The sequence below is a fragment of the Corynebacterium sp. LaCa78 genome (assembly GCF_046717505.1).
Taxonomy (GTDB): Bacteria; Actinomycetota; Actinomycetes; order Mycobacteriales; family Mycobacteriaceae; genus Corynebacterium.
On record NZ_CP177112.1, the window covers coordinates 1,742,662 to 1,768,221 of the forward strand.

At 57.9% G+C, this 25,560-nt stretch carries 24 protein-coding genes, 1 tRNA gene, 1 other RNA gene and 2 pseudogenes; 12 read left to right on the plus strand and 16 right to left on the minus strand.

What is annotated here, in order from left to right; translation table 11 throughout:
* Positions 1–25 precede the first annotated feature (25 nt).
* Positions 26–220, minus strand: coding sequence for a hypothetical protein (locus ACLI1O_RS08345; protein WP_023023202.1), 195 nt, complete (start codon positions 218–220; stop codon positions 26–28).
* Between the two features lie 251 nt (positions 221–471).
* Between ACLI1O_RS08345 and ACLI1O_RS08350 the strand changes: the two genes are divergently transcribed.
* Positions 472–1,746, plus strand: a complete 1,275-nt coding sequence (locus ACLI1O_RS08350) for a galactokinase family protein (RefSeq protein ID WP_239269719.1) — start codon at positions 472–474, stop codon at positions 1,744–1,746.
* A 3-nt stretch (positions 1,747–1,749) separates the two neighbouring features.
* Here the strand turns inward: ACLI1O_RS08350 and rnpB are convergent.
* From rnpB to ACLI1O_RS08370, 4 genes are all read right to left on the minus strand, one after another.
* Positions 1,750–2,203, minus strand: an RNA gene (gene rnpB, locus ACLI1O_RS08355) — RNase P RNA component class A.
* A gap of 15 nt (positions 2,204–2,218) precedes the next feature.
* The gene (locus ACLI1O_RS08360; RefSeq protein WP_239269750.1) at positions 2,219–3,379 is read right to left on the minus strand and encodes a bifunctional RNase H/acid phosphatase; all 1,161 of its coding nucleotides are present in this window, start codon (positions 3,377–3,379) and stop codon (positions 2,219–2,221) included.
* Entirely contained in the window at positions 3,376–4,095 is a 720-nt protein-coding gene (locus ACLI1O_RS08365; protein WP_239269718.1) for a zinc ribbon domain-containing protein, read from the minus strand. Before ACLI1O_RS08365 ends, ACLI1O_RS08360 begins: the two co-directional genes overlap by 4 nt.
* Positions 4,096–5,238 carry a Nif3-like dinuclear metal center hexameric protein gene (locus ACLI1O_RS08370; protein ID WP_239269717.1) on the minus strand — a complete coding sequence of 381 codons (1,143 nt, stop codon included), beginning with the start codon at positions 5,236–5,238 and terminating at the stop codon, positions 4,096–4,098. It lies immediately after the preceding gene.
* A 93-nt stretch (positions 5,239–5,331) separates the two neighbouring features.
* Between ACLI1O_RS08370 and ACLI1O_RS08375 the strand changes: the two genes are divergently transcribed.
* Together ACLI1O_RS08375 and ACLI1O_RS08380 are read left to right on the plus strand one after the other, a co-directional pair.
* Complete coding sequence (locus ACLI1O_RS08375; protein ID WP_005285561.1) at positions 5,332–5,823, plus strand: low molecular weight protein-tyrosine-phosphatase; 492 nt, start codon at positions 5,332–5,334, stop codon at positions 5,821–5,823.
* A 10-nt stretch (positions 5,824–5,833) separates the two neighbouring features.
* Complete coding sequence (locus ACLI1O_RS08380) at positions 5,834–6,781, plus strand: SURF1 family protein (RefSeq protein WP_411706805.1); 948 nt, start codon at positions 5,834–5,836, stop codon at positions 6,779–6,781.
* Here the strand turns inward: ACLI1O_RS08380 and ACLI1O_RS08385 are convergent.
* The 4 genes from ACLI1O_RS08385 to ACLI1O_RS08400 all read right to left on the minus strand — a co-directional run bounded on the left by ACLI1O_RS08385 (position 6,778) and on the right by ACLI1O_RS08400 (position 8,423).
* Complete coding sequence (locus ACLI1O_RS08385) at positions 6,778–7,137, minus strand: hypothetical protein (protein ID WP_411706806.1); 360 nt, start codon at positions 7,135–7,137, stop codon at positions 6,778–6,780. The genes ACLI1O_RS08380 and ACLI1O_RS08385 overlap by 4 nt on opposite strands.
* 104 nt (positions 7,138–7,241) lie before the next feature.
* The gene (locus ACLI1O_RS08390) at positions 7,242–7,571 is read right to left on the minus strand and encodes a hypothetical protein (protein ID WP_237791676.1); all 330 of its coding nucleotides are present in this window, start codon (positions 7,569–7,571) and stop codon (positions 7,242–7,244) included.
* 310 nt (positions 7,572–7,881) lie between these two features.
* A tRNA-Val gene (locus ACLI1O_RS08395) sits at positions 7,882–7,957 on the minus strand.
* Positions 7,958–8,024: 67 nt separating this feature from the next.
* Positions 8,025–8,423 carry a DUF3052 domain-containing protein gene (locus ACLI1O_RS08400; protein ID WP_005278208.1) on the minus strand — a complete coding sequence of 133 codons (399 nt, stop codon included), beginning with the start codon at positions 8,421–8,423 and terminating at the stop codon, positions 8,025–8,027.
* Between the two features lie 358 nt (positions 8,424–8,781).
* Between ACLI1O_RS08400 and aceE the strand changes: the two genes are divergently transcribed.
* The 4 genes from aceE to ACLI1O_RS08420 all read left to right on the plus strand — a co-directional run bounded on the left by aceE (position 8,782) and on the right by ACLI1O_RS08420 (position 13,450).
* A complete protein-coding gene (aceE, locus tag ACLI1O_RS08405) occupies positions 8,782–11,526 on the plus strand; it encodes a pyruvate dehydrogenase (acetyl-transferring), homodimeric type (RefSeq protein WP_239269714.1) in 2,745 nt (914 codons plus the stop codon).
* 153 nt (positions 11,527–11,679) lie between these two features.
* A complete protein-coding gene (locus ACLI1O_RS08410) occupies positions 11,680–11,979 on the plus strand; it encodes an acyl carrier protein (RefSeq protein WP_239269713.1) in 300 nt (99 codons plus the stop codon).
* On the plus strand, positions 11,976–12,764 hold the full coding sequence (locus tag ACLI1O_RS08415) for an HAD-IIA family hydrolase (protein WP_239269712.1): 789 nt from the start codon (positions 11,976–11,978) through the stop codon (positions 12,762–12,764). The genes ACLI1O_RS08410 and ACLI1O_RS08415 overlap by 4 nt, the downstream gene beginning before the upstream one ends.
* Positions 12,765–13,009: 245 nt before the next feature.
* Positions 13,010–13,450 (plus strand): hypothetical protein, encoded by a 441-nt coding sequence (locus ACLI1O_RS08420; protein ID WP_284772322.1) that lies wholly within the window; start codon positions 13,010–13,012, stop codon positions 13,448–13,450.
* 3 nt (positions 13,451–13,453) lie between these two features.
* On the opposite strand, the pseudogene ACLI1O_RS08425 reads toward ACLI1O_RS08420, so the two are convergent.
* Positions 13,454–14,671: pseudogene (locus ACLI1O_RS08425) on the minus strand (IS3 family transposase).
* 29 nt (positions 14,672–14,700) lie between these two features.
* Here ACLI1O_RS08425 and ACLI1O_RS08430 point away from each other — a divergent pair.
* Together ACLI1O_RS08430 and ACLI1O_RS08435 are read left to right on the plus strand one after the other, a co-directional pair.
* Positions 14,701–14,907 (plus strand): PadR family transcriptional regulator, encoded by a 207-nt coding sequence (locus ACLI1O_RS08430; RefSeq protein WP_349819893.1) that lies wholly within the window; start codon positions 14,701–14,703, stop codon positions 14,905–14,907.
* Positions 14,908–15,041: 134 nt separating this feature from the next.
* A complete protein-coding gene (locus ACLI1O_RS08435; protein WP_411706807.1) occupies positions 15,042–15,401 on the plus strand; it encodes a hypothetical protein in 360 nt (119 codons plus the stop codon).
* Positions 15,402–15,453: 52 nt separating this feature from the next.
* Here the strand turns inward: ACLI1O_RS08435 and ACLI1O_RS08440 are convergent, their stop codons facing one another.
* On the minus strand, positions 15,454–15,891 hold the full coding sequence (locus tag ACLI1O_RS08440; protein ID WP_239269709.1) for a hypothetical protein: 438 nt from the start codon (positions 15,889–15,891) through the stop codon (positions 15,454–15,456).
* A gap of 316 nt (positions 15,892–16,207) precedes the next feature.
* Here ACLI1O_RS08440 and ACLI1O_RS08445 point away from each other — a divergent pair, with 316 nt between their 5' ends.
* Positions 16,208–16,348 carry a hypothetical protein gene (locus ACLI1O_RS08445; RefSeq protein ID WP_239269708.1) on the plus strand — a complete coding sequence of 47 codons (141 nt, stop codon included), beginning with the start codon at positions 16,208–16,210 and terminating at the stop codon, positions 16,346–16,348.
* A gap of 38 nt (positions 16,349–16,386) precedes the next feature.
* On the opposite strand, the pseudogene ACLI1O_RS08450 reads toward ACLI1O_RS08445, so the two are convergent.
* The 3 genes and pseudogenes from ACLI1O_RS08450 to ACLI1O_RS08460 all read right to left on the minus strand — a co-directional run bounded on the left by ACLI1O_RS08450 (position 16,387) and on the right by ACLI1O_RS08460 (position 20,118).
* Positions 16,387–17,866: pseudogene (locus tag ACLI1O_RS08450) on the minus strand (IS1634 family transposase).
* A gap of 247 nt (positions 17,867–18,113) precedes the next feature.
* Complete coding sequence (locus ACLI1O_RS08455) at positions 18,114–18,527, minus strand: hypothetical protein (RefSeq protein ID WP_239269751.1); 414 nt, start codon at positions 18,525–18,527, stop codon at positions 18,114–18,116.
* Between the two features lie 796 nt (positions 18,528–19,323).
* On the minus strand, positions 19,324–20,118 hold the full coding sequence (locus tag ACLI1O_RS08460) for a serine hydrolase domain-containing protein (protein WP_239269752.1): 795 nt from the start codon (positions 20,116–20,118) through the stop codon (positions 19,324–19,326).
* 145 nt (positions 20,119–20,263) lie between these two features.
* Between ACLI1O_RS08460 and ACLI1O_RS08465 the strand changes: the two genes are divergently transcribed.
* Positions 20,264–21,964, plus strand: coding sequence for an alkaline phosphatase D family protein (locus ACLI1O_RS08465; protein ID WP_411706808.1), 1,701 nt, complete (start codon positions 20,264–20,266; stop codon positions 21,962–21,964).
* Positions 21,965–22,090: 126 nt separating this feature from the next.
* On the opposite strand, the gene ACLI1O_RS08470 is transcribed toward ACLI1O_RS08465, so the two are convergent.
* Positions 22,091–23,179 carry an alkene reductase gene (locus ACLI1O_RS08470; RefSeq protein ID WP_239269754.1) on the minus strand — a complete coding sequence of 363 codons (1,089 nt, stop codon included), beginning with the start codon at positions 23,177–23,179 and terminating at the stop codon, positions 22,091–22,093.
* A gap of 155 nt (positions 23,180–23,334) precedes the next feature.
* Here ACLI1O_RS08470 and ACLI1O_RS08475 point away from each other — a divergent pair, with 155 nt between their 5' ends.
* Entirely contained in the window at positions 23,335–23,922 is a 588-nt protein-coding gene (locus ACLI1O_RS08475) for a hypothetical protein (RefSeq protein WP_239269755.1), read from the plus strand.
* 3 nt (positions 23,923–23,925) lie between these two features.
* Here ACLI1O_RS08475 and ACLI1O_RS08480 read toward each other — a convergent pair whose 3' ends face one another.
* The gene (locus tag ACLI1O_RS08480; protein WP_239269756.1) at positions 23,926–25,524 is read right to left on the minus strand and encodes a mechanosensitive ion channel family protein; all 1,599 of its coding nucleotides are present in this window, start codon (positions 25,522–25,524) and stop codon (positions 23,926–23,928) included.
* Positions 25,525–25,560 lie beyond the last annotated feature (36 nt).

Sequence of the window (25,560 nt, forward strand, 5' to 3'; positions counted from 1 at the left end):
TGCTAGATGATGGTTGGGAAGTTAACTAGTCCCAGCCATCATCTTCTTTATCTGCAGCATCGGCGGCCTTGGTGCGAGCGCGCGCGATTTCTATGGCGTGCTCGGCCTCTTCGCGGGTGTCATAAGGCCCCATGCGGTTTTCCCAGCCGGACACTTTGCCTTTGCTAACTTCCTTGGTGGAAGGGTCGTAATACCACTTCTCATCTGCTGTAGTCGCCACGGTAGTCCCTTTCGTCTATATACTTTGGACAGCACGTGTGCGCTGCCCGCCTGTGGTTGGTGCCCACACTACCCATGCATGAAAACACGCGCCCGCTAGAATATGAGGGCAGTATTACTTTTCATGCCTCCCTTGCACCGTCAAGCAGAGCAAGGGAGCCGCTTTACCGGCTACTTTGTCCATGGCGCTTGACCGCGCCACGTAGCCGCGTGATTTTTATCCGCCGAATTGGAAAAGGAGCTTTTGCCTTCATGCCACTGTGGTCGACGCCTAAGTCCCCTATCGCTGAGCGCGTTGCACAACAACACGCTTCTATCGTGGGAACGGAGCCCACCCATGTCGCCAGCGCGCCCGCGACCTGGCCGCTCATTGGTGAGCATATCGATCATTATGGAGGCATCGTCGCCGCAAGCCTGTCGGATCTCCGCGCAGCGGCGGCCGTCAGTTCGCGCACGGATGGCATCGTTTCCGTCCACTACGTGCCGGCAATTGGGGAGCCTGCGCACGATTCCATTGGCCTGAAGGAGGTGGCTGCGCTCGCTGCGGCGCAACAGCCCACGACGGATTCGGAGGGGCAACCGGTCATTCCGCCCGCACCAGAAGGTGGGCTGGCCGCGCGCATCGGCGGCATCGTACACACCATGGTCAACCGCCAGTTACTGTCCAGGGAGACGGCTGGGGCGGATATCACCATCGTGAGCGATATCCCCAACGATATCGGCTTAGGCGCCGCATCGGCGGCGGATGTTGCCGTAGCGCTTGCCTTAATGGGCCCAACAGATAACCTCGACGCGCCCTTGCGCGTGCGCGTTGCGGATGTCTGCACGCAGGCGGTGACCACCTTTGCCCATAAGCCCGCCCTTCGCGCGCGCCACACCGCCGCGCTGCGCAGCAGTGGCGACGGTGTGTGCATCATCGACTATGCCGATGGCTCGGTCACCCACGCGCCCCACGTCGTGGACCAAGACGTGGTGGCCTTCGCCGTGGCGGTGCCCGGGAACACTGCGGAAGAACAGTCACAGGCAATTGACTCCATCCGCCAGCGCCAGCAGTTTGTCGATGATGCCTGCCATTCTTTCGGCACAGAGTCGCTGCGCTTATTGCCCGATGCTCAACAGCGCGTGGTGGAGTGGCTCCAGGCGGTGCACAAGGTCTACGGCGAGGAGGGCCGCCCCAGCATCAATGCGGCTACCGAGTGGATGGCATTTTATGAGGAAGAGACCTCCCGCGTGGAGCACTTCGTGCGCTACCTGCGCTCGCACCGCCGCAATGAGCTTTTCCCCATTGTGCTGCAATCGCAGGCCTCGCTGACCAATATCTATGGCTTCGATTCCGCAGAAAAACTCGCGGAGCTGGTCACGGTCCGCGGGGCGGTGGCCGCGCGCTCGGCGCATGCGGGGTTATCTAGCGCCGTTATTGCTTATGTCCCCAGCAACCGCGCGGAAAACTTCGCGGCGGATCTGGCAGAAGACGGTTTCCTGCTGGTGAATCTGGCCGCAGGCGAGCCAGCCAAGGTAGAAGATTAAGGGCGAATGAGCCGGCCTATAAGCCGGATTCTGTCTAACCGCGGCGCCCCATTAAACAGAACGCCGCGCGGCGAACATCCATCTAGACCAACCGTTGCCGGTTGGTTCCAGCAGCTACCTTCAGGCTCGAGCGAGCAGCCTTAAAACGCCTGATCGGGCTCTGCAACGTGGCAGGGCCGTGATGCCTTGCTCCCGGTGGGGTTTACCCAGCCACCGCCATCGCTGACGGTGCTGGTGCGCTCTTAACGCACCGTTTCACCCTTACCTTGTGCCCCCAACTTGGGCCGAAGCGCAAGTGGAGGCACAAGGCGGTCTACTTTCTGTTGCACTTGCCCGCGGGTCGCCCCGGGTTGCCGTTAGCAACCACCGTGCTCTGTGGAGTCCGGACTTTCCTCGGCGCCCACGTAGCAGCACCAACGCTGCCCGTTTGCGGCGACGCGATCGCCCGGCCGGCTCATTCGCGCTCTTTAGTCTAGCGCAGCCCCTCCAGGTGTCCCACATCGTTGAATCCATGCACCATAGAGCCGCCGTCCCAGAACTCAACGTCCGATAGCGCCGCCAGATCCAAAAACAGGTGTTGGAAGGTGGCAGGACCTGCGTTCAGGGCCTGGCAGAGGAAGGATTTGATGGGGTTGACGTGGCTGACAATCAGCACCGTCTTGCCGCTATAGCGCCGCTGCAATTCCTTGCGGACAGCCCGCACGCGGCGGTTGACGGCCTGCAGCGACTCCCCGCCGGGGCACGGTGTGGCGGCATCGTGGAGCCATTGCTCGTGGATCTCAGGATCGCGCTGGTGCGCTTCGGCCGCGGTCTTTCCTTCCCACTCGCCAAAGTCCACCTCGCTCAGGCCCTCTTCGGTCACTACCTCGATATCGCGGCCATGCGCGACGGCGGCAGCCGTTTCTTGGCAGCGCTTCAGCGGCGAGCACACGATAGCGTCGATGGTGGTACCGGCAAGGGCCTGCGCGGCGGCGAGCGCCTGCTTTTTGCCCAATTCCGTAAGCTCCGGATTGGCGCGGCCAGAGTATTGCTTGGCGGCAGACATTTCGGTTTGGCCATGGCGCAGCAAAATAAACCGGGTTGTATCGCCGCGCTCGCCCAACCAGTCGGAGGGATGCGGCGCGGAGGTATCCCACTCCTGCTCGCCCTTAGCTGGCTCGGCATCGGACGAGGATTCGGCGGCAGGCTCGTCGGTCTCGCTCTTGACGATGCCCACCTTGTGCCCCGCCGCGGCCGCATCCATCGCGTCATTGGATAGCGCATCCGCCACCTTGTTTTTCGCGCGCGGGACCCACTCGAGACTGAAGGAAGAAAAGCCGCCGATAAGCGTGCGAGCCTTAAGGGCCAGTTTTTGCATATCGGGGTGCTTGATTTTCCAGCGCCCGTTGATCTGTTCCACGACGAGCTTGGAATCCATATAGAACTCCACCTCGCTGGTACCGAGCTCAGAGGCGGCCTCGAGTCCGCGCAATAAGCCGTGGTACTCCGCCACATTATTGGTGGCCTTAGTACCTACCACATAGACGATTTCGCGCAGGGTGGTTGTGCCATCCGCGGCATAAACGACGGTGCCTGAACCGGCTACTCCGGGATTGCCGCGCGAGCCGCCATCTGCGTAGATGATGACCTTCATGATGCCAGGCGCACCAGGTAGGAGCCGCAGTCGCTGCATTGCGGCAGCTCATCGGCAGGCGCATTGCGCACGGCGTTTTTATCGGCGGGTGGCAAGACGATGAAGCAGCCGCCGCAGGCCCGGTTGGCCTTAAACTGCGCGGCGCCAACGCCGTTTTCTTGCCGCTGCGCGTCGTATTCCTCCAGGACATCGGAGGGCAGCTGTTCGCGCAAATCCGCGATGCGCACGGCGGGATCGGGCTGGTTATCCGCGGCCTCTTGGGCGGCGTCGGCGGCGCGGCGCAGCATTTCTAGCTTGCGCTCGGAATCCGAGACACGCGCGCCGTGGACGTCCAAGTTGGAGCGCAGCGCGTGGATCTCGTTGTGGGCTTCTTGCAGCTCACTCATTAGATCTGCGATGCGGGACTTGGTGGCGTAGAGATCGTGCTCGATGTCCTTGCGCTTTTCGGTATCCAATTCGGCACCGAGCTGGCCCTTGTCATCGCGTTCGCGCCGGCGCAGCTTGCGCTCATCGGCCTGGATGCGCAGGATTTCATTTTCCATGTCATCGACTGCCATCTGCGCGGAGCCGGAAGCATCGAGCAGGCGCTTGTGTTCCTGCTGCGCCTTGTCGTACTCAACCTTTTCTGGCAGCTCTTTTTCCCCGCCAATGCCTTGCGAGCGTTCCAGGTTGGCCAATTCCAGCAGTACCGGCTGTAGTTCTTGCGATAGTTTCACTTATGACTCCTTTGGGTGCGCGGAGATAGTCCACGGATCAGTGCGCAGGCTAATAATTTCCGTATCTAGTTCTAATGCTGCTTCTACGATATCGCTTGCTTGGGCCGTCCAGGGAAATTCGCTGGCCCAGTGGGCCGTATCGATGACGGCTGGTCCCCCGGCGCGCAGATGCTCGTCCACCGGGTGGTGGCGCAGATCGGAGGTGACATAGACATCGACGCCCAGCTTTGACGCAGCTGCCAGGAAGGAATCCCCGGCGCCAGACGAAACCGCCACGGTGCGCACGGTCTGCTCCGGGTCGCCGGCAGCCCGGATGCCCCACGCGGTCTCTGGCAGGGCGTTGGCCACCTGCTGCGTAAACTCCCGCAGCGTCATCTCGCGGGGCAGTTCGCCCACGCGCCCCAGGCCCAGCGCGGTATCAAGGTCGCCGTTTCCGGCCGTTTCCACGATGTCATAGGCGGGCACCTCATACGGGTGCGCCTCGTGCAGCGCCGCAATCAGCGTGGCCCGCAACGAGGCGGGAGCCACAAACTCCACCCGTATCTCTTCGCCGCGGTGCAGCTTGCCGATGTCCCCTTCTACCGGGTCCGCGCCCTCCTCCGGCTGGAATTGGCCTTTGCCTGCGATATCGAAGGAGCAGTGAGAATAGGCGCCGATGTGACCTGCGCCGGCATCGAAAAGCGCCTGCTTTACCTGCTCCGCACTGCCGGTAGGAATATGCACTCCCCACTTATCGATGGTCTCTGGGGCCTCCGGCACGATGGGCCGCCCCGGAGTAATGCCCACGAGTTCCGCGAGCTTATCGTTAACCCCTGGACGGGCCTTATCGGCGTTGGTGTGGGCGGCAAAAAGCGCCACGCCATTTTTAATCAGGGTGTGTACGGCCTTGCCCTTGGGCGTGTCGGCCGCCACGGATTCCACGCCGCGCAGTAGCAGTGGGTGGTGGACTACCAACATATCCGCGCCGAGCTCAACCGCGCGGTCCGCAACCTCTTGGGTGCAGTCCAAAGCAAAGGCGACGGTGCGCACCTCGTCTGCGGGATCGCCGCAAATAAGGCCTACGGCATCCCACTTTTCGGCCAAATGGGGCGGATAGGCCTGGTCCAAAACGCGGCGCACATCGCCCACTCGCACAGCAGACATGGGGATACTCCTTTATGCTCGATTCTTGTAAATTACGCTAGTGCTATATCCTGTCTCCCGCACTACAGTACTATCTGCGCAAAGGGTTTTCGCATGACTGAATCTTCTTCTCACTCGGGTCTCTACCTCGTCTTTGTGTGCACCGGCAATATTTGCCGCTCGCCCATGGCCGAAATCATCGTGCGCGATGAAATGGAAGATGACATGCTGGATCTCCTCGCCACGGTGGATTCCTGCGGGCTCGGCGGCTGGCACGTGGGGCAAGGCGCGGATGAGCGGGCCGTGGCGGAGCTACGCCGCGCCGGACACGATGGCGCCTCCCACCGCGCATCCAAATTGGGCGAAGAGCACATGGACGCCGATCTCTTCATCGCGATGGATTCCGGGCACTATGATTCGCTCATCGATTTAGGTATCGAGCCCGCCAAGGTCCGCCTGATGCGCAGCTTCGATCCCAATTCCCCGGAAGGCGCCGAGGTCGCAGACCCCTACTACGGTACCGAAGAAGACTTCGAAACCGCGCGCAAGAATATCGAAGCCGCCGTCCCCGGCCTGCTGGATTGGATTCGCGAGAACCACGACTAGACTTGGGGGCATGCTAAAGACGTTCCTCAAGCCTGGCTGGGTGCTCATGCTGCTTTTCGTGGTGGCATTTTCCTACCTGGCCTTTAGTGTCCTTGCCCCGTGGCAACTGGGAAAGGACGATGACATTGTGGAGCGCAATGAAAACATCACCCACGCCTACGAGGCCGATCCGCAGCCGATTGACCAGGTCGTGGACGCTGACGGGGCCATCTCCGGCGATGAATGGTCCCGCGCCACTCTGAAGGGCCACTACCTGCCCGAGGATGAGGTGCTGCTTCGCCTGCGCCCCGCCGGTTCCGGCCCGTCCTATCAGTCCTTGGTTCCTTTCCGCACCGATGCGGGCCTGACCATGCTGGTTAACCGCGGTTGGGTCAGCGCTGAGGAGGGCAATGCGGTGCCGGATATTCCGCCCGCCCCCTCCGAGGAGGTAACGATTACCGGCATGGTGCGCTCGAATGAGGCCGAGCACAAAACCGCGCCCATCACGCAGGAGGGCTACCAGCAGGTCTATTCCATCCGCACCGAGCAGGTGGGCTCGCTTATCGGTGCTGACTTAGGCCAAGACTATATCCAGCTCTCCGAGGACCAGCCGGGAGTCCTCAACGCCATGCCCATCCCGCAGCTCGACCGCGGCAACCACCTCTCCTACGGCTACCAGTGGATTGCCTTTGGCATCATGGCCCCGCTGGGTTTGGGCTACTTTATTTGGTCCGAGATTCGCGAGCGCCGCCGCCTGCGCGAAGAAGAAGCCGCCATGCAGGCCCTCGACGCGGATGCAGAATCGCTTGCCGATGCCCCAACCTCCAACGGCGAACCTGGCACCGCTGCCACTGCCGCTGCCGATACCAACACCGATCCGGCACCTCTCGCCACCGAGCTGCGCAACCGCTCCCGCTACGGCGATTCCAAGCCGGACCACTACGCCAAGCTGAAAAAGCGCCGCCGCGAGCGCTACTAACTTTCCGAGCTCACCTGGCCCGCACTCGATTCTGTATCGCTGGCAGACCGGTCCCACATGAGTAATGCGAAGCCTACTGCTATCCAGGCCGCGAATACCCACCACGCGTGTCCTGCGCCTTGGCCATCAAAATAGGACAAGGAACGAACGAGGTACCCCGTAGCGCCAATGGGCATCCACTGCCCCAAGGTAACCCAGCCAGCAGAGAGCAACCATGGTCCGGTGGCTAGGCCTGAGAGTGGGTTGTCAAGGAAGATAGTCAGCACCTCGCCAATTCCCACACCTGCGGTACCGATCACCGCAGCTAGGCCTGCCGTGAGCAATGAGGTGGAAAGAATACCCAGTGCGATGGCCAACCATTCCATACCAAAATTGAAGTGCCCCGAGTTTGAGAGTGTCTAATGGTTTGTGTGTAGGTTCCCAACCTGCATAAGGAGATAAGCCGAACAGGGACCTTCCGTTAGTAAACATTTGACTCGGCAACTACTTCATCAGAATCGGGACCAAACAAAACAATTCTTTGTTCTATGGAGCTAGCAACTACTTCAAAAAGTCGCGCAGCCGCTCCAGTATCAGTTTGTTCATAAACATCGACAACCGTTTCATATTCGTCGATATCTGGTTTCAAATCCCAAAAAGCAGTTACATAAGCACCACTAGGAGTGTTAAATCTGTAAGTTTCCTGGGAATCATCATCAGATTTTAGGTTAAGGCACTCTCCAGCTGTATCGAGAATCTTAATTACTCTAGCCAGCCGAGCATCAGTAACAAAAGCTATACTTTCCGCCACGTTTCCGTTTCACCGCCTTATTATCCTGTGAAACAGTAATTATTTCCTAAACGCGATCATACGGTCCTGACCCCGGAAAGTGGACACACCAAGCAGCACAAGCCACCAACGGCCGTGGAGACGACCGACCAGCATGTTTCAACAGCGGCATCGACTCTAGCTACAACCACTCTATGGGAATATACAAAGGTCACATGCTCTAAACCACACACCCCACCAACACAAAATGTCATTTAGGCCGGATGCCGCATGGTTGTAGTAAAAATGTTAAAGACCCCCTCTTCGATTTCTCGAAAAGCGGGGTCTAATTTGGTGCGGCCTGAGGGGATCGAACCCCCGACCTATTGGGTGTAAACCAATTGCTCTTCCAGCTGAGCTAAAGCCGCATGCGCCCTTGCGCTGTTATGTACAGTAGCGCAGGATTGTGAAGCTACACAAATCAGCTGGTGAAGGCTATTTTTTGGTGTAGCCGCGCTGTACCAGGCAGGAACCCTGCCACTCGCCAAAGCGCTCAGCTTTGGTCTGCACCAAACCGGCTAGCTGCGCCGATTCGGAGATGAGACCAGGCTCGACGGTGCCCGGCTTGCCGGCACCCGGAGTCAGCAACCAGACGGAGCCATTGTCTGCAAGCGGCCGACTGGCATCCACCAAGCCGTCCACGAGGTCACCGTCTTCCTCGCGCCACCAGAGAAGGACTACATCGCACAGCTCATCATTTTCCTCTTCGAGGAAATCCTCACCGAGTACGGCTTCGATCGATTCAGAGATTGTGTTGTCACAATCCTCGTCCCAACCAAGCTCTAGAGCGATTTGCCCTTCCTTGATTCCGAGCTTGACTGCAGCGTCAGCCACTATGCATTTCCTTCCTTATCCGGTGAATTCTTACTCACGCCCGGCCCGCGCTTAACGCGGAGGGCGTGTGTTATTACATGTAGTTTAACGTCCCAGGGCGTCTTTTACTTGCTATAGCACCCCTTTCCCCCAATTTGCAGGCCCTTTTCTGCTCACACCGACGTCTGTTTTGTGGGAGAACTAGCGCCGTTTAGGGGCCTACTACCCACGTTTGCACACCGGGTGAGGGAAGCAAACCGCAGGTGGTAGGGGGTGCATCGGCAAGCACGGCGTTTTATCCGGGATAGACTCCCACTCGTGATCTGGGAACGCGTATCGTAGGAGATAAACTCTGCAGACCCTTTATTAGGAGGTTTACATGGCCGAGAAGGACCCCGCCAAGGGCGATTCCAACTTCCCGCTTATCCGCGATGGTGTTGCATCGTACCTTCACGACAGCGACCCAGAAGAAACTCGCGAGTGGATGGATTCCCTCGATGGTCTGCTGGACCATTCTGACCAAGAGCGCGCGCGTTACCTGATGCTGCGCCTTCTGGAGCGCGCCACCGCCAAGCGCGTGGAGCTTCCCTCGTTGACGTCGACGGACTTCGTCAACACCATCCCCACCAACATGGAGCCGGAATTTCCTGGCGATGAAGAACTAGAAAAGCGCTACCGCCGCTGGATCCGCTGGAACGCTGCCATCATGGTGCACCGCGCACAGCGCCCCGGCATCGGCGTCGGCGGCCACATCTCCACCTACGCGGGTGCCGCCCCGCTGTACGAGGTTGGCCTCAACCACTTCTTCAAGGGCAAGGACGATCCTTCAGGCGGCGACCAGGTCTTCTTCCAAGGTCACGCCTCCCCGGGCATGTACGCCCGCGCCTACATGGAAGGTCGCCTCTCTGAGGAAGACCTCGACGGCTTCCGCCAGGAAGTCTCCCTCGGTGAAGGCAAGGGTCTGCCCTCCTACCCGCACCCGCGCCTGATGCCATGGTTCTGGGAGTTCCCCACCGTGTCCATGGGCATTGGCCCGATGAACGCCATTTACCAGGCACGCTTTAATAAGTACCTGGAAACCCGCGGCATCAAGGACACCTCCAAGCAGCACGTCTGGGCCTTCTTGGGCGATGGCGAGATGGACGAGCCAGAATCCCGCGGCCTGCTGCAAACCGCTGCGCTGTACGAGCTGGATAACCTCACCTTCGTGATTAACTGCAACCTGCAGCGCCTCGACGGCCCAGTGCGCGGTAATACCCAGATCATCCAAGAGCTGGAGTCCTTCTTCCGCGGCGCCGGCTGGGACGTCATCAAGGTCATCTGGGGCCGCGGCTGGGACAAGCTGCTGGACAAGGACACCGAAGGTGCCCTCGTCAACGTCATGAACACCACCTCTGACGGTGACTACCAGACCTTCAAGGCTAACGACGGCGCTTATGTGCGCGAGCACTTCTTCGGCCGCGATGAGCGCACCGCAAAGCTGGTAGAGGACGTCTCCGATGAGGAAATCTGGGCGCTGCGCCGCGGCGGCCACGACTACCGCAAGGTCTACGCAGCGTATGCCCGCGCCCTGGAGAACAAGGGCTCCGGCAAGCCGACCGTCATCTTGGCCCACACCATTAAGGGCTACGGCTTGGGCCACAACTTCGAGGGCCGCAACGCTACCCACCAGATGAAGAAGCTGACGCTGGAGGATCTCAAGAACTTCCGCGATAAGCAGGAGATTCCCTTCTCCGATGAAGAGCTGGAAAAGGATCCTTACCTGCCGCCGTACTACCACCCGGGCAAGGACTCCCCGGAGATCAAGTACATGTTGGAGCGCCGTAAAGAACTCGGCGGCTTCCTGCCTGAGCGTCGCACGGACTTCACCCCATTGGAAGCACCTTCCTTGGACAAGCTGCGCTCCGTGCGCAAGGGCTCTGGCAAGCAAGAAGTCGCTACCACCATGGCCTTGGTGCGCACCTTCAAGGAGGTCATGCGCAATAAGGAACTGGGCAAGCGCATCGTGCCCATCATCCCGGATGAGGCCCGTACCTTCGGCATGGACTCTTGGTTCCCCACCATGAAGATCTGGAACCCGCGCGGCCAGAACTACGTGCCGGTGGACCACGACCTAATGTTGTCCTACCGCGAGGCCACCGATGGCCAAATTATGCACGAGGGCATTTCTGAGGCCGGTGCGGCAGCATCCTTTACCGCCGCCGCTACCTCGTATGCCACCCAGGGCGAGGCCATGATCCCGCTGTACATCTTCTACTCGATGTTCGGCTTCCAGCGCACTGGCGATGCCTTCTGGGCCGCCGGCGACCAAATGGGCCGCGGCTTTATCATCGGTGCTACCGCCGGCCGCACCACCCTGACCGGTGAGGGCCTGCAGCACATGGATGGCCACTCCCCTGTCTTAGCAGCCACCAACCCGGCGGTCATTTCTTATGACCCAGCCTTCGGCTTCGAGGTTGCCCACCTGGTAGCCCGCGGTATCGAGCGCATGTACGGCGAGGACAACGAGCCGGTCATGTACTACCTCACCGTGTACAACGAGCCGGTACACCAGCCGGCCGAGCCGGAGAACTTGGACGTGGAGGGTCTGCACAAGGGCATCTACCACTTCAATACCGCCGAAAAGGGTTCCACCCCGGCCAATATCCTGGCCTCGGGCGTTGGCGTGCACGAAGCTCTTCGCGCACAGAAGATGCTGGCTGAGGACTACGATGTCAAGGCATCGCTGTTCTCCGTGACCTCCTGGAACGAGCTGGCCCGCGACGGTGCTCGCCGCAATAAGGAAGCGCTGCGCAAGGGCGAGGAGCCTTCCGAGGCATTCGCTACCTCCCAGCTCAAGGACTTCGAGGGCCCATTCGTTGGTGTCTCGGACTTCACCACCGAGCTGCAGGAACAAATTCGCCCCTACGTCCCAGGTACCTACATCACCTTGGGCACAGACGGCTTCGGCTTCTCCGATACGCGCGAGGGTGCCCGCCGCTTCTTCAACAACGACGCGGAATCCATCGTCGTCGCCGTGCTCGATGGCCTTGCCCGCGACGGCAAGATTGAGCGCTCCGTCGTAGAAAAGGCGGCCTCCGAGCTGCAGTTGGATGATCCAACTGCACCTAATAGCGGCGAGTAATATCGCCCGCACCTCCGCCATGGAGATGTAGCTCAGGCGCTTCCGGCTTAATGCTGGAAGCGCCTGAATTATTTTTCACCCAATCCCCCTAACCAGTACCGCGTGAGCCTATTTCTCCTATGTCACGCACCAATCGCTACTACACTGGTCACTATGGCAAATGACCTCAGTGCCCAATTGCAGGCAAAGTTTCAGGGTTCTGCTCCGGATAAGAACCAAAACCAGGCTCGTGATACGTTGAGCGAGCTCATCGCCCTCATCGTCAAAGTCACCGGAACCGAGGCCGAACTTGGCAGGGACACCGCGCTTTCCGATGTCGGCGTGGAATCCCTCGAGCTTATAGAGCTCACCGTGCGTGCCGAAGAGCTCTTTAAGGTACGGCTTACTGAGGAAACAATGCTTAACTGCGAGACCATCGGCGATATCGCTGACTATTTGGAGGACCACCAATGATTTCTTACCTATCCGATATGGACGGCGTACTCATCAAGGAAGGGGAAATGATCCCCGGCGCTGATAAATTCATTCAAACGCTGAAAGATAACGACATTGAGTACATGGTGCTCACCAATAATTCCATGTCCACCCCGCGCGACTTGGCGGCACGGCTACGCAATACCGGACTTGATATTCCGGCCGAGCGTATCTGGACCTCCGCCACTGCGACGGCAAACTTCTTGGCCACCCAGGCCAGCTCCAGCAAGGCCTACGTCGTGGGAGAGTCCGGTCTGACTACTGCGCTGCACGAGGCCGGTTGGATCCTCACCAACGATGACGCCGATTTTGTGGTCCTTGGTGAAACCCGCACCTACTCCTTTGAGGCGATTACCACCGCTATCAACCTCATCCGTAATGGCGCCCGCTTCATCGCCACGAACCCAGACGTTACGGGTCCTGCTCCCGAGGGCGTGCTCCCAGCAACCGGCGCGGTGGCCGCATTGATCACCGCCGCTACCCACCGCGAGCCCTACTACGTGGGAAAGCCTAATCCTGTCATGATGCGCTCAGCGCTCAACCACATAGGCGCGCACTCTGAGAACACCATCATGATTGGTGACCGCATGGATACCGATGTGAAGGCGGGCTTAGAAGCAGGTATGCGCTCCATTTTGGTGCGCTCCGGCATTTCCGATGACCGCGAAATCTCCCGCTATCCTTACCGCCCAACCGCCGTGTTTAAGTCGGTTGCAGATATTCCCGATAAGATCATGGATCCCTTCGCCGACGAGGAATCTTAAGCGATGCCCCGCCGCGCTACCTAAGTCGTGCGGCGGGGCACATGTGGATTCGCTCGAGCCGATTCCATTCGAGCCAACTAACTCGTACGTTTTAGCTAGAACTGTGATGTCTAGTGACTTTTTGGACTCGGAGTCCATTGACTTTTTGGACTCGGAGTCCAGTTAGTTTTTGACGCGGCGTCCAGGAAGTTTATGGACAGGATGTCTAACGACTTTTTGGACTCTGGCTTCTTGACAATGTGGGGATGGCAATTCCCATTACTCTCCGCAAGAAGATAGCGGATTTCGACCCCATCCGTGAGGGCATCACGGTCCAGCAGTTCTGCAAGAACATCGGCGTATCGAAGCAGACGTACTACAACATCAAAGCACGTATCGCCGAACGCGGGCGGGCTGGCATCGTGCCGGACAGCACGGCACCGCTGAACCCGCGACGGGTCTACGATGACAAGATTCGACAACAGGTCCTGCAAGCTCGCGGTACGTTACAAGCCCGCGGCCAAGACTGCGGCCCATGGTCAATCTTCTACTTCTTCATCGACGAACTCGGCTACGACCAACCACCGTCACGAGCTTTAATCGCACAATGGTTGCACGAGGCTGGCGTCGCTGACATCAATGCACGTAAACGACCGCGTAAGTCTGGGGTTGCCCGCAAATCGTGGACACGTAGTGGAGCTACCTAGTGGTTAGGCAGCGATTTCTTTTCTGCTGGTGGTTAGGCTGGTGTGGTTTTCGAAGTCGACGGGGCTGACCATCCCGAGAGCGGAATGCCGGCGTCGACGGTTGTAGACGACTTCAATCCAGTAGGCAACGGCCTTGCGGGCAGCATCGCGGGTTGGCCAGCGCTTCCGGTCGTAGAACTCGGTTTTCAGCGTCGACCAGAACGACTCGGCCATCGCGTTATCGAAGCACACCCCGGTACGCCCTACAGATTGAGCAATGCCCAGGTTGCGGCACACCTCCCAGAGCTTCTCGCTGGTAAATTGCGTCCCACGGTCGGCGTGAAACACCAGCCCGTCAGGAACGTCACCGCGGAAGTGTATGCGCCATCCGTAGGGCCCTTTCGACCAGGGAAGTATCTTGCACGCTATCCATAGCCCAGCCCAGTACCCTGCGGGAATGACCATCGCGGACCGCACATAAGTACAACCAGCCCTCGCCGGTGCGCAGGTAAGTAATATCTGACATCCACACCCGGTTAAGCTCACCAGCATCAAACATGCGCTTGACCAGGTCAGGAAGACTTGACTTACGTTTAGATTGAATCGTTGTCACGGGCACAAAAGCACGCGGTGAAATCCCTTCAATTCCCATCAGACGCATCCGCTTGGCCACAGTCTTACGATTTACACTGATCTGGTAGCGCTCGGCGAGTTCTGCGGTAATCCGCGGGGCACCATAGACCTCGTCGGAGTCTTTCCAGATCTGATGAATCTTGCGATCAACATCATCGTAAAAAGATGTCCGATCATCATTACCGGATAAGCGTTTCTGCTGTATATGGGCCCATTTGTAATATCCAGACCGAGACACCTTCAACAAGCGCGCCATGCGCTTGATACTGAAATTCGCCTTCTCCTGCTGCATCAATTCGAACTTTTCTGATCGCGTTGCTGTGCGGCGAAGAAGGCTGTCGCTTTTGACAAAAACTCGTTATCCATCTTGGCTTCTGCCAGCTCACGACGCAGACGAGCGTTCTCAGCACGAAGATCCGCCTCACTTAGCCCATCGGAGGATCCTCGGCGTTGACGCTCATTTTTCACCCACCGACCTAAAAGGCCAGGTGCGACACCAATCTCCTTAGCCACATGAGCAATCGGGCGTTCTGACTCGATTACCAGGTTCGCGGCTTCACGCCGGTACTCCGGCGTGTATTTCTGACGTTGTTGACTCACAATGAACATCCTCTCTTACGGACACAAAATCCGCACTAATCGGGTGTCCACTAAACGAGGGTAACCTCAATACCGTAAGCGCCTTTCTTCCGGTATTTGTCTTAGCGTGTGTCGGCACATCGCCTGCGCATGGGTATGAAATACGGAGGCGTCTCAGTGAAAGTGGGTTTGGTGACTTCAAGGGTGGAACCATTTATCCACTGCTGAAACGCATGGAAGAAGCTAATCTAATCTCTTTCAAGTAGGATATTCCCGATAGAGGCGCTGCGAGAAAGGTGTATTCCTTAACGATGTCAGGAGAAAAAACTCTCCAAACAGAGCTAGAAAAACTAGAACGCTTACTGATTCTGATGAAAGTACTTTAGAAAAGGATGAGAGCATGAACGAAAACGACGTATATCTGGCGAAATTGTCAAAAGAGTTGAAAAGGCATAGCGTTTCAACCTCGGAGATGCAGCATACACTAGCAAGAGTTCAAGAAACTTTAGAACATTCAGGCTCAACACCGGTTGAAGAATTTGGAACTCCCGAGACATACGTTCGAGCCCTCTACCCGGACCGAGAGCAGCAGAAGTACTACCTATTCACATTGGTGGGACTTATTTTGGGAGCCGCAGGATTCGCTATGTTACATGTATATTTCCACAATCAGGGTATGCAAGAGACAATGGAAGCCCTATGGAAATTCACTCCTCTGCTTGCCATCCCGCTCGGGATGCTGGTTGATTTTACTCGATAATTAAGAGCATGACCGGGTAGCCTTCCATGGCGCCCGGCCATAAAGGTTTCCGTTACAGAATATAGGTGGAAATAAACTCCCAAATAGCAGACGCAGCTATGCCACTGAACAAGTTCTTAATCCATGCTGGAACTGATGCATCCCACCAATTAACGAATGCGTCCTTTCCTTCTTTGGCTTTAGATACGACTTTGTTGTACCACCCTTTATTGATCTTCTTGAGGGCCGCAAGAGCAGCCTTGATTATTGCTGATATCTTTCCCTGTTCCTCGGCTTCGGGAGTGCCCGAATTCTGCTTGATCTGAACTTGCTCAACCGGAACTCGTTCGATGGAATTAGTGCGTGATGGGCGCTCCCGCGTTTCCGTCGCGTTGGACACGGAGGCCGTGGAGATGGACTCCTGGGCTGAAGCAACCACCGGAACAGCGAAGATGAGTGAAGCAGTTAGGGCACCTGCGATTGACTTGCGGTAAAACTTCTGAAGTGACATAGATAACTTTCTGGGATTCGGTTTGCAATGAAATCAGGGCTTTCGCCATAAGGCCCCCTGAGGAAAGTTATTACAGAAGCGGTCATTTAAGAATGTTTAGTTCTGTGAAGGATACGAAGGTATCACTTAGGGGAGATTCGGTTGATTTCTACGGCGGTCGGCTGTACAACCGGCCATTTCATGGGTGTGAAGCACTTTCTGAGGGGTACTGGGTTTGTGACGGGCATGGACTTACATAGGAGATACTTGGCCCATAACTGTTGCGAAGTACGATCAGGATACCTGTGAGCGCGCGTTAGGCTTGTACTGCGAGGCTGTGGCCGAAGATGGTGCCACGAAGTCCGGTGCACGCCAAAAGATCGGCGGGATATTCGATATCAATCCAGCCACACTGCACAAGTGGATCCGCAAAACTAAGGCCACCACTGCACAAGCAATGGCGAAATCCCAGCAATAAAAAGACACGGAGCTTGCTCAACCCCGACTTAGGCCATATTAGTGCACACCTTGGTTCCCTGAACTCAGCCGTCCCAGCAGTTCCGTGACGTCATCAGGTACCGGTGAAGCAGCATGGATCGTCTGCCCCGCCACCTGCCCTGGAAGGTCCGGTACCTCCGCAACGTCCGCACCAGCCGCTTCAACGACAACCCCGAGCGCTCCTCCAGCAGATGCCCCACAGCCATCGCCGCCATCACCACACTTAGGTGCGCCTCGATGGATTCCCGCTTGTGGTGGTAGATCGGCCAGGCCTCGAGATCGGACTTCGACATCCGAAACGCCTTCTTAAATCTTCAACAACTGCCGGTAGGCGTGGATCACCTGTTCGGCAGGCAGATCCACCCGGGACGTCTGGTACCCCTTGAGCTCGGCCAGGGCCTTGTTCTTGGTCACCAACGCCCAGTTGACCTGCTTATTCGGCGCCTTGAGATCCACGAACCGGTTGCGCTTGACCGGCAACTTCCCGGCCACGGCCTTCTCCGCTTTGGCGACCTGCTCATCAATACCCTTCAACGTGCGGCGTGCTCTGTCCCAGGAGTACCGGTAGTAGGTGACCGAATGCGGCACACCGCCTGGGCCACGGCCCGTCCGGTCGGCTCACGTCCAGATCTGCTGGTCCTCATAGTCCTGGCCGGGGTTGTTCTTGCGCCACTGCGCCACCGGATAGGGGATGTCGTTGAATTTCACTCCGAGGATGCAGTGCAGGCCGGCCTCGATGATCGAGGCCTTGTTGCCGGCAGAGAACATCCCGGCGTCGACGACAACGGTGACCTCTTCCACGCCGTAGGCGTCCTGGACGTTTCTGATCATAGGAAACATGGTGCGTGTTTGAGCCATGTTCCCCTCAAACGCACCCACGGCCAGCGGGAAGCCCCGGGCATCCGCCAGCAGGCCGACGGTGATCTGCGGCTCGAGCCTGCGTTTTTGGAAAAGCCCGGCTTGCGGAACTTATCGCCCTCATCGGTTTCAAAGTACACGGTAGTCACGTCGTAAAGAACCAGGACACCGGGTCCGATCCCGGCATGGTTCGCGCAAGCCTGGGTAAGCCGGTCGCGGAAGTCGTCGGTGGCGTAGGCCGGCAGGTGTCGTTGGATGGTGCGGTAGCTGGCGAAGGCCACACCGAGTTCCGCCAGTGTCTCAATGCTGTCGACCTTCGATCCTGCCTGCACGATCCGGGCGGTGACGAGGTCAAAAACACCTGATCATCCCTGGTGGCCTCATCGAAACCCAGCTCGCTGTACGCGGCACGGATGACCTCGAGGAGGCGGCCGGCGCGCTCGGAGGTAATCGGCACCGGCGCATCGGCGGATCCGCTGCCGGCGGGTGTGGTGTCCACACCAAGATCCAGGCTCACCTGGTCGCCGTCAAGAAGACACTGGTCCTAGGCCTAAAGCAGTGCAAGATCTTCGTCAGTGTGCGCCGAACCGAGATGTTTCATGGTCTTGGCGCCGCGTTTCTGCGAGTACACGACCTGCACGGCAGTCGACCCGAAGGCGGTGCGCACGGTGCGGATATACGGGCTCATGAAAATCAATCTAACCGCCCACCCCGAAACCCACCCCCTTAGCGCACACTTTCCACCCGTAGTAGCCATGAATCTGCTGGTCTACGTGTCAATATGCAATACCTCACAGCAAAAAGGCCCAAGTCGGGTAAGTCGTGCGGCCGGAGCACGTGCGGATTCGCTCGAGCCGATTCCATTCGAGCCAACTAACTCGTACGTTTTAGCTAGAACACACGGTGGCACTAAACCCATAGCGCCGGGCAAGGTAGCCTACCGCGCTGTCCAACGCCGCAAGCTCCACCTCAGTTCCAGTAAGGACCTGACGGCAGCCGATGCCAACGCTTTCCGCACCCACGCCCGCGGCTTCACCATATACGAGCGCCTCCATAGAGATCTCGTCGCGGTACCACCGAGTACACCACTGGGCGGTCAGCGGGTCATCGCCTGGGACGATGAACTCCGATTCGGTGCGAATGCACCGATCCATGGCGCGTTCTACCTCTGGGCGCAACGCACGCGGCATCCCAGAAATTTTCAGCACACCAGTGACCACGACGGCCGCACCATTGCGGCTGGGCCACGTGTAGTTGGAGGCCGGTTGATCAACCGGCACTGGATTGACGCAAGTATTCATAGCCGATATCTCCCTCGACAAATCACCACTGCTATCCACACGCGTGGCGTGCGGCGCAGTGCAAGACGAGCTTCGTCTTCCCCAACGAACTGTCTTTTGCGTCTGCACCCAATTTTCCTGCGCCACACCACCCTCTACAACCCTCAACTTTCACTTCAACCCCCAAGATCTAAACCTCAACACAAAGTCCAGACTGTGATTAAAGTGACTAAAGAAATTGAAGTTACAACAGTGAAATTTGCCCCTTGAACCGCTTTCCCTAAAACAACGTCCCGGTACGAGTCGCTCACAAGGCAGTTAGCTGCGGAAACACTTGCCCAATAGCGCTCACCCCTAGGGCCCCGGCCGAAAACTACCCCAGTCCCCCTAGGGGCTAAGCTCTCCAAAAAGTCCCAAGTGGTAAACCCACGGCGGGGGTAGCCAGGCGCCAACCCCACTCTCATCCCCTGATTTGAAAAAGAGACGCACGCCCCCATCAGTAGAGCGGTCGATATTCATTTATTTTGTGTTAAAAAACAGTTTGACACGATCCACGCACTCTGCTTATGCTGAGATAAATTCAAACAATCCCGTTTGAATTCTCCCTATTGAAAGGAACCCCCTATGTTTGATCTTTCTTCTGCTCTCGGATTCCAGATTCTCTCCCTCGTTGACGGCATCTTCACCCAGTTCGCCATGTTCCTCGAAGGCCTCGGTCTGCAGGTGTTCTAAAAAGAGCAGCTTTAAGCTCCCCACTCCACTGGAATGGGGAGCTTTTCTCGTTTTTCCTATTAAGGAAAATCTGCGACGGAGCCCCTTACAGCGCCTTCCAGATCTTTGTATTGGTTTCATTCCACAGTGGCTTTGCCCAATCACCAAAATCTCGGTCTGTCAATGCCACCATGGCGTAGTCGCCGGCCAGCCAGAGGTAGGTTCCGGACATGCCGAAGTGCCCGGTGGCATCGGCAGGCAGGGCTCCCATCCAGTGGTCTTTCTCACCGCGGATCTCAAATCCAAGTCCCCAGGTGCAATCCTTAAAGCTCCCATACCCGGGCACAATGCCGCGCAAACCAGGAAAGTGAACGCGGCGCATATCGGCCACAGTGCTGACATGCAAGATCTGCGGGTTTTGGATCTCGGCTGCAAATGCCGCGAGATCCTGCGCGGTAGAAACCAAGCCGTGCCCAGCCGAACCCTCTAAGTGGGTGTAGGACATGCCCAGCGGCTCACACGCACCTTCACGCAGGTACTCTGCAAATTCGATGCCAGTGGCATCTTCAACGATCTCTGCAGCCCACTCATAACCGGCAGAGGAATAGATGCGCCGCTCGCCCACTGGTTTTTGTTGTTCACGCGAATCGAACTTCACGCCCGAGGCGTGCGCGAGCAGATGCTCGAGGGTCGAACCCTCCGGACCGGCGGGCTGCTTCAAATCCACCGCGCCTTCCTCCACGGCCATCATCACCGCGTATGCCGACACCAGCTTGGTAACGGAGGCAACCGGAAATTGGCGCGATGTATCGCCTACCGTGTCTATCACCTCACCGCTGTGGATCAATGCTCCGGCCACGGTATCTACGGGCCATTGACTTATCTGCTGCAACTCGCTCATATCTTCCAGCCTACTGTGCTCTCGACCTCTGAATAAGGCGTGCCGATCGGTACGGAGGTAAACCCGTGGTTACTGATAAAGGAATTTTTGGTGTAATGCGGTCTGAGCGGTTGCAGGCCCTTTCAATCTTAGAAAACTTATGAATATGACAAGCAGAAACCACAGCACGCAATCAGAGATGTCTCATGTCAACCGCCGCAAATTCCTCCAAACCAGCGGCACAGTCGGCGCAGCCTTGGCGCTGACCACCACTGCCAGCACGGCCAACGCCAGCACTGCTCATGCACAAAGCAGCCTCTCCTCGCGCCCAGAACCGCACATGGTAGAGCCCACACTCGGTGAACGCCTCTTCCTGCACGGGGTAGCCTCGGGAGATCCCATTCAAGATTCTGTTGTCTTGTGGACGCGCGTGACCCCAGATGCAGATGCGATGCCTGGCTCCGGTGCAGGCGCGCCTACCACCGTGGAATGGGAGATTGCGCGGGATGAGGAGTTTAGGGACATCGTCAAGCGCGGCGAAGTCACCACCAATCCCGCACAAGACCACACGGTCCACGTGGATCCTCACGGCCTCGAACCAGAAACCGTGTATTACTTCCGCTTTCGTGCCCAAGATAGAATCTCCCCCGTGGGTCGTACCAAAACCGCACCGGCGGTTACGGCATCCCCAGAAGAACTAACCTTCGGTGTAGCCAGCTGTGCCAACTGGGAGTCCGGCTTCTTTCAAGCCTATGGCGATATCGCACAGCGCGGACGAGCCGGGCAACTAGATTATATGGTCTTTCTGGGAGACTATATTTACGAATACCCACAGCGCGAGTACGCCGGTTTCGGTCCAGTACGCCTGCACCACCCCGCGCACGAGATTACGACACTGGAAGATTATCGCACGCGCCTCGGCCGCTACCGCACCGATGAAAATCTCCAAGCAGCACATGCTGCCCTGCCGTGGATCGCGGTCTGGGACGACCACGAAACCGCAGACAATTCTTGGAGGGACGGCGCCCATAACCACACGGAGGGAAAGGAAGGCGCTTGGATCGATCGCCGCAATGCCGCGATGCAGGCCTACTTTGAATGGATGCCGGTACGGGCAAGCAATCCATCCGATAATGGCCATCTCTACCGGTGTTTGACCTTTGGCGATCTCGTGGAACTGACCATGATGGATCTGCGCACATACCGCGATAAGCAAATTCTCTTTGGCCCTGCCAGGATGGCCGCCGAGGGGCGAAGCATGCTCGGTTCGGAGCAGTACGACTGGCTGGTCAACAAGATCGACACCTCCGCCGCCGCGTGGAATATGCTGGGCAACTCCGTCATGTTCTCCCCCATGAACCTGGCTACCCTGCAGCGCGACGACAAACTGGCACCCGTATCGTCCTCACTGTCATCCAATATCACCGGCATTCCCGTCAACGGCGACCAATGGGATGGCTATTCGGCAGAACGCCGGATGCTTATCGATGCCCTTGCCAAGCACGACTCCCACGCCCTCTTTGTTACCGGGGATATTCACTCCGAATGGGCACACAATATCAGCAAGGATGGGCGCATCTTCGGAGCCGAAATGGTGTGCTCCTCTGTCTCCGCCCCCAATGTCAACGAACAGCTCCATCTTCCCGAGGACAACGAGCTTTCCAAGTTGGCAGAGCGCTACCTTTTGGAGGCAAACCCCCATACACGCCACGTAAACCTCGATCACCACGGATATAGCTATGTCACCATCCGCCCGGATTCTGCGGAAATGCACTGGCTGCGCGTTGAGGATCTACTCAACCCCACCGCAGCAGTAAACGAAGCCGTCACGCTGACATGGCGCCCGGATGAGGGATTTAGTTCTTAATATTAAGCGGGCAGTTGTTAACGCTCGCTAGGTTCACGTTCGATATAGAGAGTGAAAGATCCTCTCTGGGATATTTCACTCTCTATCACTCGCGCTCTCTCCCCCCTACCTGCCGCGGACTACGCGTTAGTCCGCGGCAGTTTCATAATCAATGTAGCCGCGCTCGCCGCCGACGTAGAACGTGGCCTGATCTGGCTCATTAAGGGCCAGGCCTTCTTCCCACCGGCGTACCAAGTCCGGGTTAGCAATGAGCTGACGGCCCACGACAACGGCATCCACGTGGTCCAACTTCAGCTCGCGCTCGGCATCTTCCTTGGTGGTGACAGTGCCGAAACCATCATTCATCAGGACCTTGGTTTCGCCATTGGCACGAGCCTTCTTTGCCAAGGCCGAGATGAGCTCGCCTTCCGGCTCGGCGTGCAGGAAGGAGACATAAGCCAGGTTCAGCGGGGCAATGGCGTCCAAAAGTCCGCCGTAGGTGGCCAACATATCCGCCTCGTCATCTTCAACAATGCCTTGTACAACGTGGGCCGGGGAGAAACGCACGCCCACGCGGTCAGCACCAATTTCATCTACGACAGCACGAATGACCATCTCTGGCAGGCGCCACCGGTTTTCTGGGCTGCCACCAAATTCATCGTCGCGCTGGTTGGCAGACGGTGCCATGAATTCGTGCAGCAGGTAGCCATTCGCGTTGTGAATCTCTACACCATCAACGCCCGCGTCGACGGCCCGGCGTGCGGCGGCCCGGAATTCCTCAACGATGCGCGGGAGCTCATCGGCTTCTAGTGCGCGCGGTACCGGTGCATCCATCTTGCCGGCAAAGCCGCGAACCTGGCCGTCCCAATCCAGCGCGCTGGGGGCTTCTGCTTGGGCGCCATCAATAAGATCCGGGTGGCTGGTGCGGCCGCCGTGCATGATCTGCATGAACAAGACGCCGCCCTTGTCGTGCACTTCGTTGGCTACCTCGCGCCAACCGGCCGCCTGCTCATCATCGACGATTCCCGCCTGACCCGGGAACGCGCGGTTGGTCCATGCGGGGAAGGTTCCCTCCGTCACCACGAGACCAGCGCTAGCGCGCTGGGAATAATACTTTTTGTGCAACTCGCCGGGCACACCGCTGTGACCTGCACGCTGACGAGTCAGCGGTGCCATGGTCACGCGGTTATTCAACGTATAACGGCCAAGTTCCAAAGGTGTAAATAATGATGTCATGTCTACTGAAACAGCCCGGGTATCAAATTTGTTCCACCCTGTGGCCTGCTTTCTATAAATCCACAGCTAGATGCTGGTTTAAGTGCTAAAGTTTTCACCGTTCACACCGCCGATTTTTACCCGTTCTTATGATGTTGAAACGCCACACTTCCTTAATGCTTGCCGCCTTGTCCCTTACCATGCTGAGCGCCTGCGGTACCTCCGATGATTCCGATTCTGCCGAACCCGAACCTGCTTTTGTGCCCAGCGAGGCTTCCACGGCCCCTACGACCGTGACGGAAACCATGGAGAATTCTCCAGACTCCACCGCGGAAAAAGGCGATAAAGAAGGCGCCGAACATGGCGATGCCGGCTCGAATGATGACGCTCCCCCAGCTGGAAATCACACGCTTTACGCTGGGAAAATTGGCGGCGACTGCGGATATACCAACCAGGGAGACACCATCGAAGCCGGCGAGCATACATCCTGCGAATTTACCGGTGCTATTTTCGATGAAGCGATCAAGCACTCCTATCCATTCCGGCAGTCCGATCCGAAGGCCAACGGCGCGTATAGCTCCGAGATTTCCGTCGCCAGCCCCACCACCGGTAAGACCTATGATCTTCACTGTTTTATTGGATCAGATGGTCGCGCACTCATATGCGGAAAAGACGGAGACAATAGCTTAAGAGTCACCTACCAAGACGAGAAGAACGATCGCCGTTGGCCCGACCGCCTCGAGGTATACGGCGGTTTGCACTAGCGACTAGTGGGGTTCTGAAGGAATCGCGGTCTGTTGGCTATTTGCGGCCCCGCTATTTCCGTCTGCGCCCGAGTCTCCGTCTCCATTCCCTTCGCCATCGCCAGAATCGCCGTTCGAGTCAGCCGGCCCGTCTTGATTGCTGCCGTGCCCGTCTCCGGAATTAGGAGTCGAATTGGGGTCCTGGCTGGGGTAGCTAGGAACGGTCGGCGTATTGGTGGTCGTCGGTGTTGACTCAGCATCCGTCGGCTCGGTTGGGGTGCCGGTAGTAACAGGTTTTTCCGAGGGCAGATTCTCTTCAGATTCCGTCGGCGCCTCGGAAGAAGATTGCGTATCCCTTTCCTTCCAATACTCTGGCGATAGCCAACCTGCATCCGCGTCCTCTGGGTTGCTTGCCGCGAGGATGAGCAGCCCAACGACGAGAAGGGCCGCCACAAGGCCTGTGGTGGAGGCGCGCACGCGCCCGCCGATGGTGGCGATCTTCTGGAATCGCGTATTTGTCTGAATCGAGCGCCAGATCTTCCGGCGCGATGTCGCCTCGTCTTCTGCGGCATCTTCGCCCGCTTCATCCGTGACTGCCTGCTCATCGAGCTTGGTCTCAGCAAGCTCAACTTCCTCTGGGGCCAGTTCCTCTTCCACCGTGGGGTCATCCACTGGCGTATTGGGGCGGGATCCTTCCCCGGCATCCAAGGCGTCCTTGGCCGATTGCGCCGCGGCATGCTTTGGTTCTGCCGAATGCTTCTTTTTCTGTTCCTGCAGCTCATCAAAGTCGATGGCGGAACCGTAGTGGTCCCAGAATTCCGAAAGCAACGCCGAGCGGATAGCGCGCTCCACGGACCACTGGCGGGCGGGATTCACAGTCACCATGATGCGGTAGCCCACCTGCCACGGCTGACCGGCAACCTGCGGGCTGACCAATTGCGTAGCGGGAAGAACCGTGAGCTCGCCGGCGACATCGACAGAGATATCTGGGGCTTCAATAGCGTGCTCAGAAATCTCTTTGACACGGCTCGTAATCTCCGGCAAAGATTCGCCCTCGTGCACGGGGACGTTGATATTAACCACCGCACGGGACCATTCCTTGGAATAGTTGGTCACCACACCGGCAGAACTATTGGGGATGGTCACCAGCTCACCAGTTGGGGTGCGCACCTTCGTGGTGCGCAGGGTCAGCGTCACCACATCGCCTTCCACCCCAGGAATGCCAGCAAAGGAGACGTAGTCACCCACGCCGAATTGCTTTTCCGTGAGGATGAAAAATCCGGAGAGGAAATCCGAAATCACGGACTGGGCGCCGAAACCAACTGCGGCGGAAACTATCGTCGCAGGCACCGCAGCGCCCAGCGCCGGAACGCCGAGGTTAGTCAGCGCGGCGGCGACCAATAGGAAGTACGCAACCGCCTGGACGATGTAGACCAATGCTCCGGTCAGCGCCAGCCGTGCCTTCGTGGACTCTTCTTGCTCATCCAAATTATGTTCAATGATCCGGATGGCTAGGCGGCCCATGCGGGGCAGAAGAATGCCGATTATCACAAATGCGATGAGCGGCAAGCCATGGTCAACAATGAGGCCCCACAGCTCAAAAAAGAAATACCTCAAGTTCATGGTTCAAGGATATGGCACCTAGCTGAGAAATTGATG

Bases quoted from the DNA above. Each gene is read 5' to 3' on its own strand.
- ACLI1O_RS08435 (WP_411706807.1), top strand. From the start codon at position 15,042: ATGAACGAAAACGACGTATATCTGGCGAAATTGTCAAAAGAGTTGAAA.
- ACLI1O_RS08470 (WP_239269754.1), bottom strand. From the start codon at position 23,179: ATGACATCATTATTTACACCTTTGGAACTTGGCCGTTATACGTTGAAT.
- ACLI1O_RS08465 (WP_411706808.1), top strand. From the start codon at position 20,264: ATGACAAGCAGAAACCACAGCACGCAATCAGAGATGTCTCATGTCAAC.
- ACLI1O_RS08455 (WP_239269751.1), bottom strand. From the start codon at position 18,527: ATGAATACTTGCGTCAATCCAGTGCCGGTTGATCAACCGGCCTCCAAC.
- ACLI1O_RS08380 (WP_411706805.1), top strand. From the start codon at position 5,834: ATGCTAAAGACGTTCCTCAAGCCTGGCTGGGTGCTCATGCTGCTTTTC.
- ACLI1O_RS08420 (WP_284772322.1), top strand. From the start codon at position 13,010: ATGGCAATTCCCATTACTCTCCGCAAGAAGATAGCGGATTTCGACCCC.
- aceE (WP_239269714.1), top strand. From the start codon at position 8,782: ATGGCCGAGAAGGACCCCGCCAAGGGCGATTCCAACTTCCCGCTTATC.
- ACLI1O_RS08410 (WP_239269713.1), top strand. From the start codon at position 11,680: ATGGCAAATGACCTCAGTGCCCAATTGCAGGCAAAGTTTCAGGGTTCT.
- ACLI1O_RS08370 (WP_239269717.1), bottom strand. From the start codon at position 5,238: ATGTCTGCTGTGCGAGTGGGCGATGTGCGCCGCGTTTTGGACCAGGCC.
- ACLI1O_RS08475 (WP_239269755.1), top strand. From the start codon at position 23,335: ATGCTTGCCGCCTTGTCCCTTACCATGCTGAGCGCCTGCGGTACCTCC.
- ACLI1O_RS08350 (WP_239269719.1), top strand. From the start codon at position 472: ATGCCACTGTGGTCGACGCCTAAGTCCCCTATCGCTGAGCGCGTTGCA.
- ACLI1O_RS08460 (WP_239269752.1), bottom strand. From the start codon at position 20,118: ATGAGCGAGTTGCAGCAGATAAGTCAATGGCCCGTAGATACCGTGGCC.
- ACLI1O_RS08360 (WP_239269750.1), bottom strand. From the start codon at position 3,379: ATGAAGGTCATCATCTACGCAGATGGCGGCTCGCGCGGCAATCCCGGA.
- ACLI1O_RS08480 (WP_239269756.1), bottom strand. From the start codon at position 25,524: ATGAACTTGAGGTATTTCTTTTTTGAGCTGTGGGGCCTCATTGTTGAC.
- ACLI1O_RS08415 (WP_239269712.1), top strand. From the start codon at position 11,976: ATGATTTCTTACCTATCCGATATGGACGGCGTACTCATCAAGGAAGGG.
- ACLI1O_RS08375 (WP_005285561.1), top strand. From the start codon at position 5,332: ATGACTGAATCTTCTTCTCACTCGGGTCTCTACCTCGTCTTTGTGTGC.
- ACLI1O_RS08440 (WP_239269709.1), bottom strand. From the start codon at position 15,891: ATGTCACTTCAGAAGTTTTACCGCAAGTCAATCGCAGGTGCCCTAACT.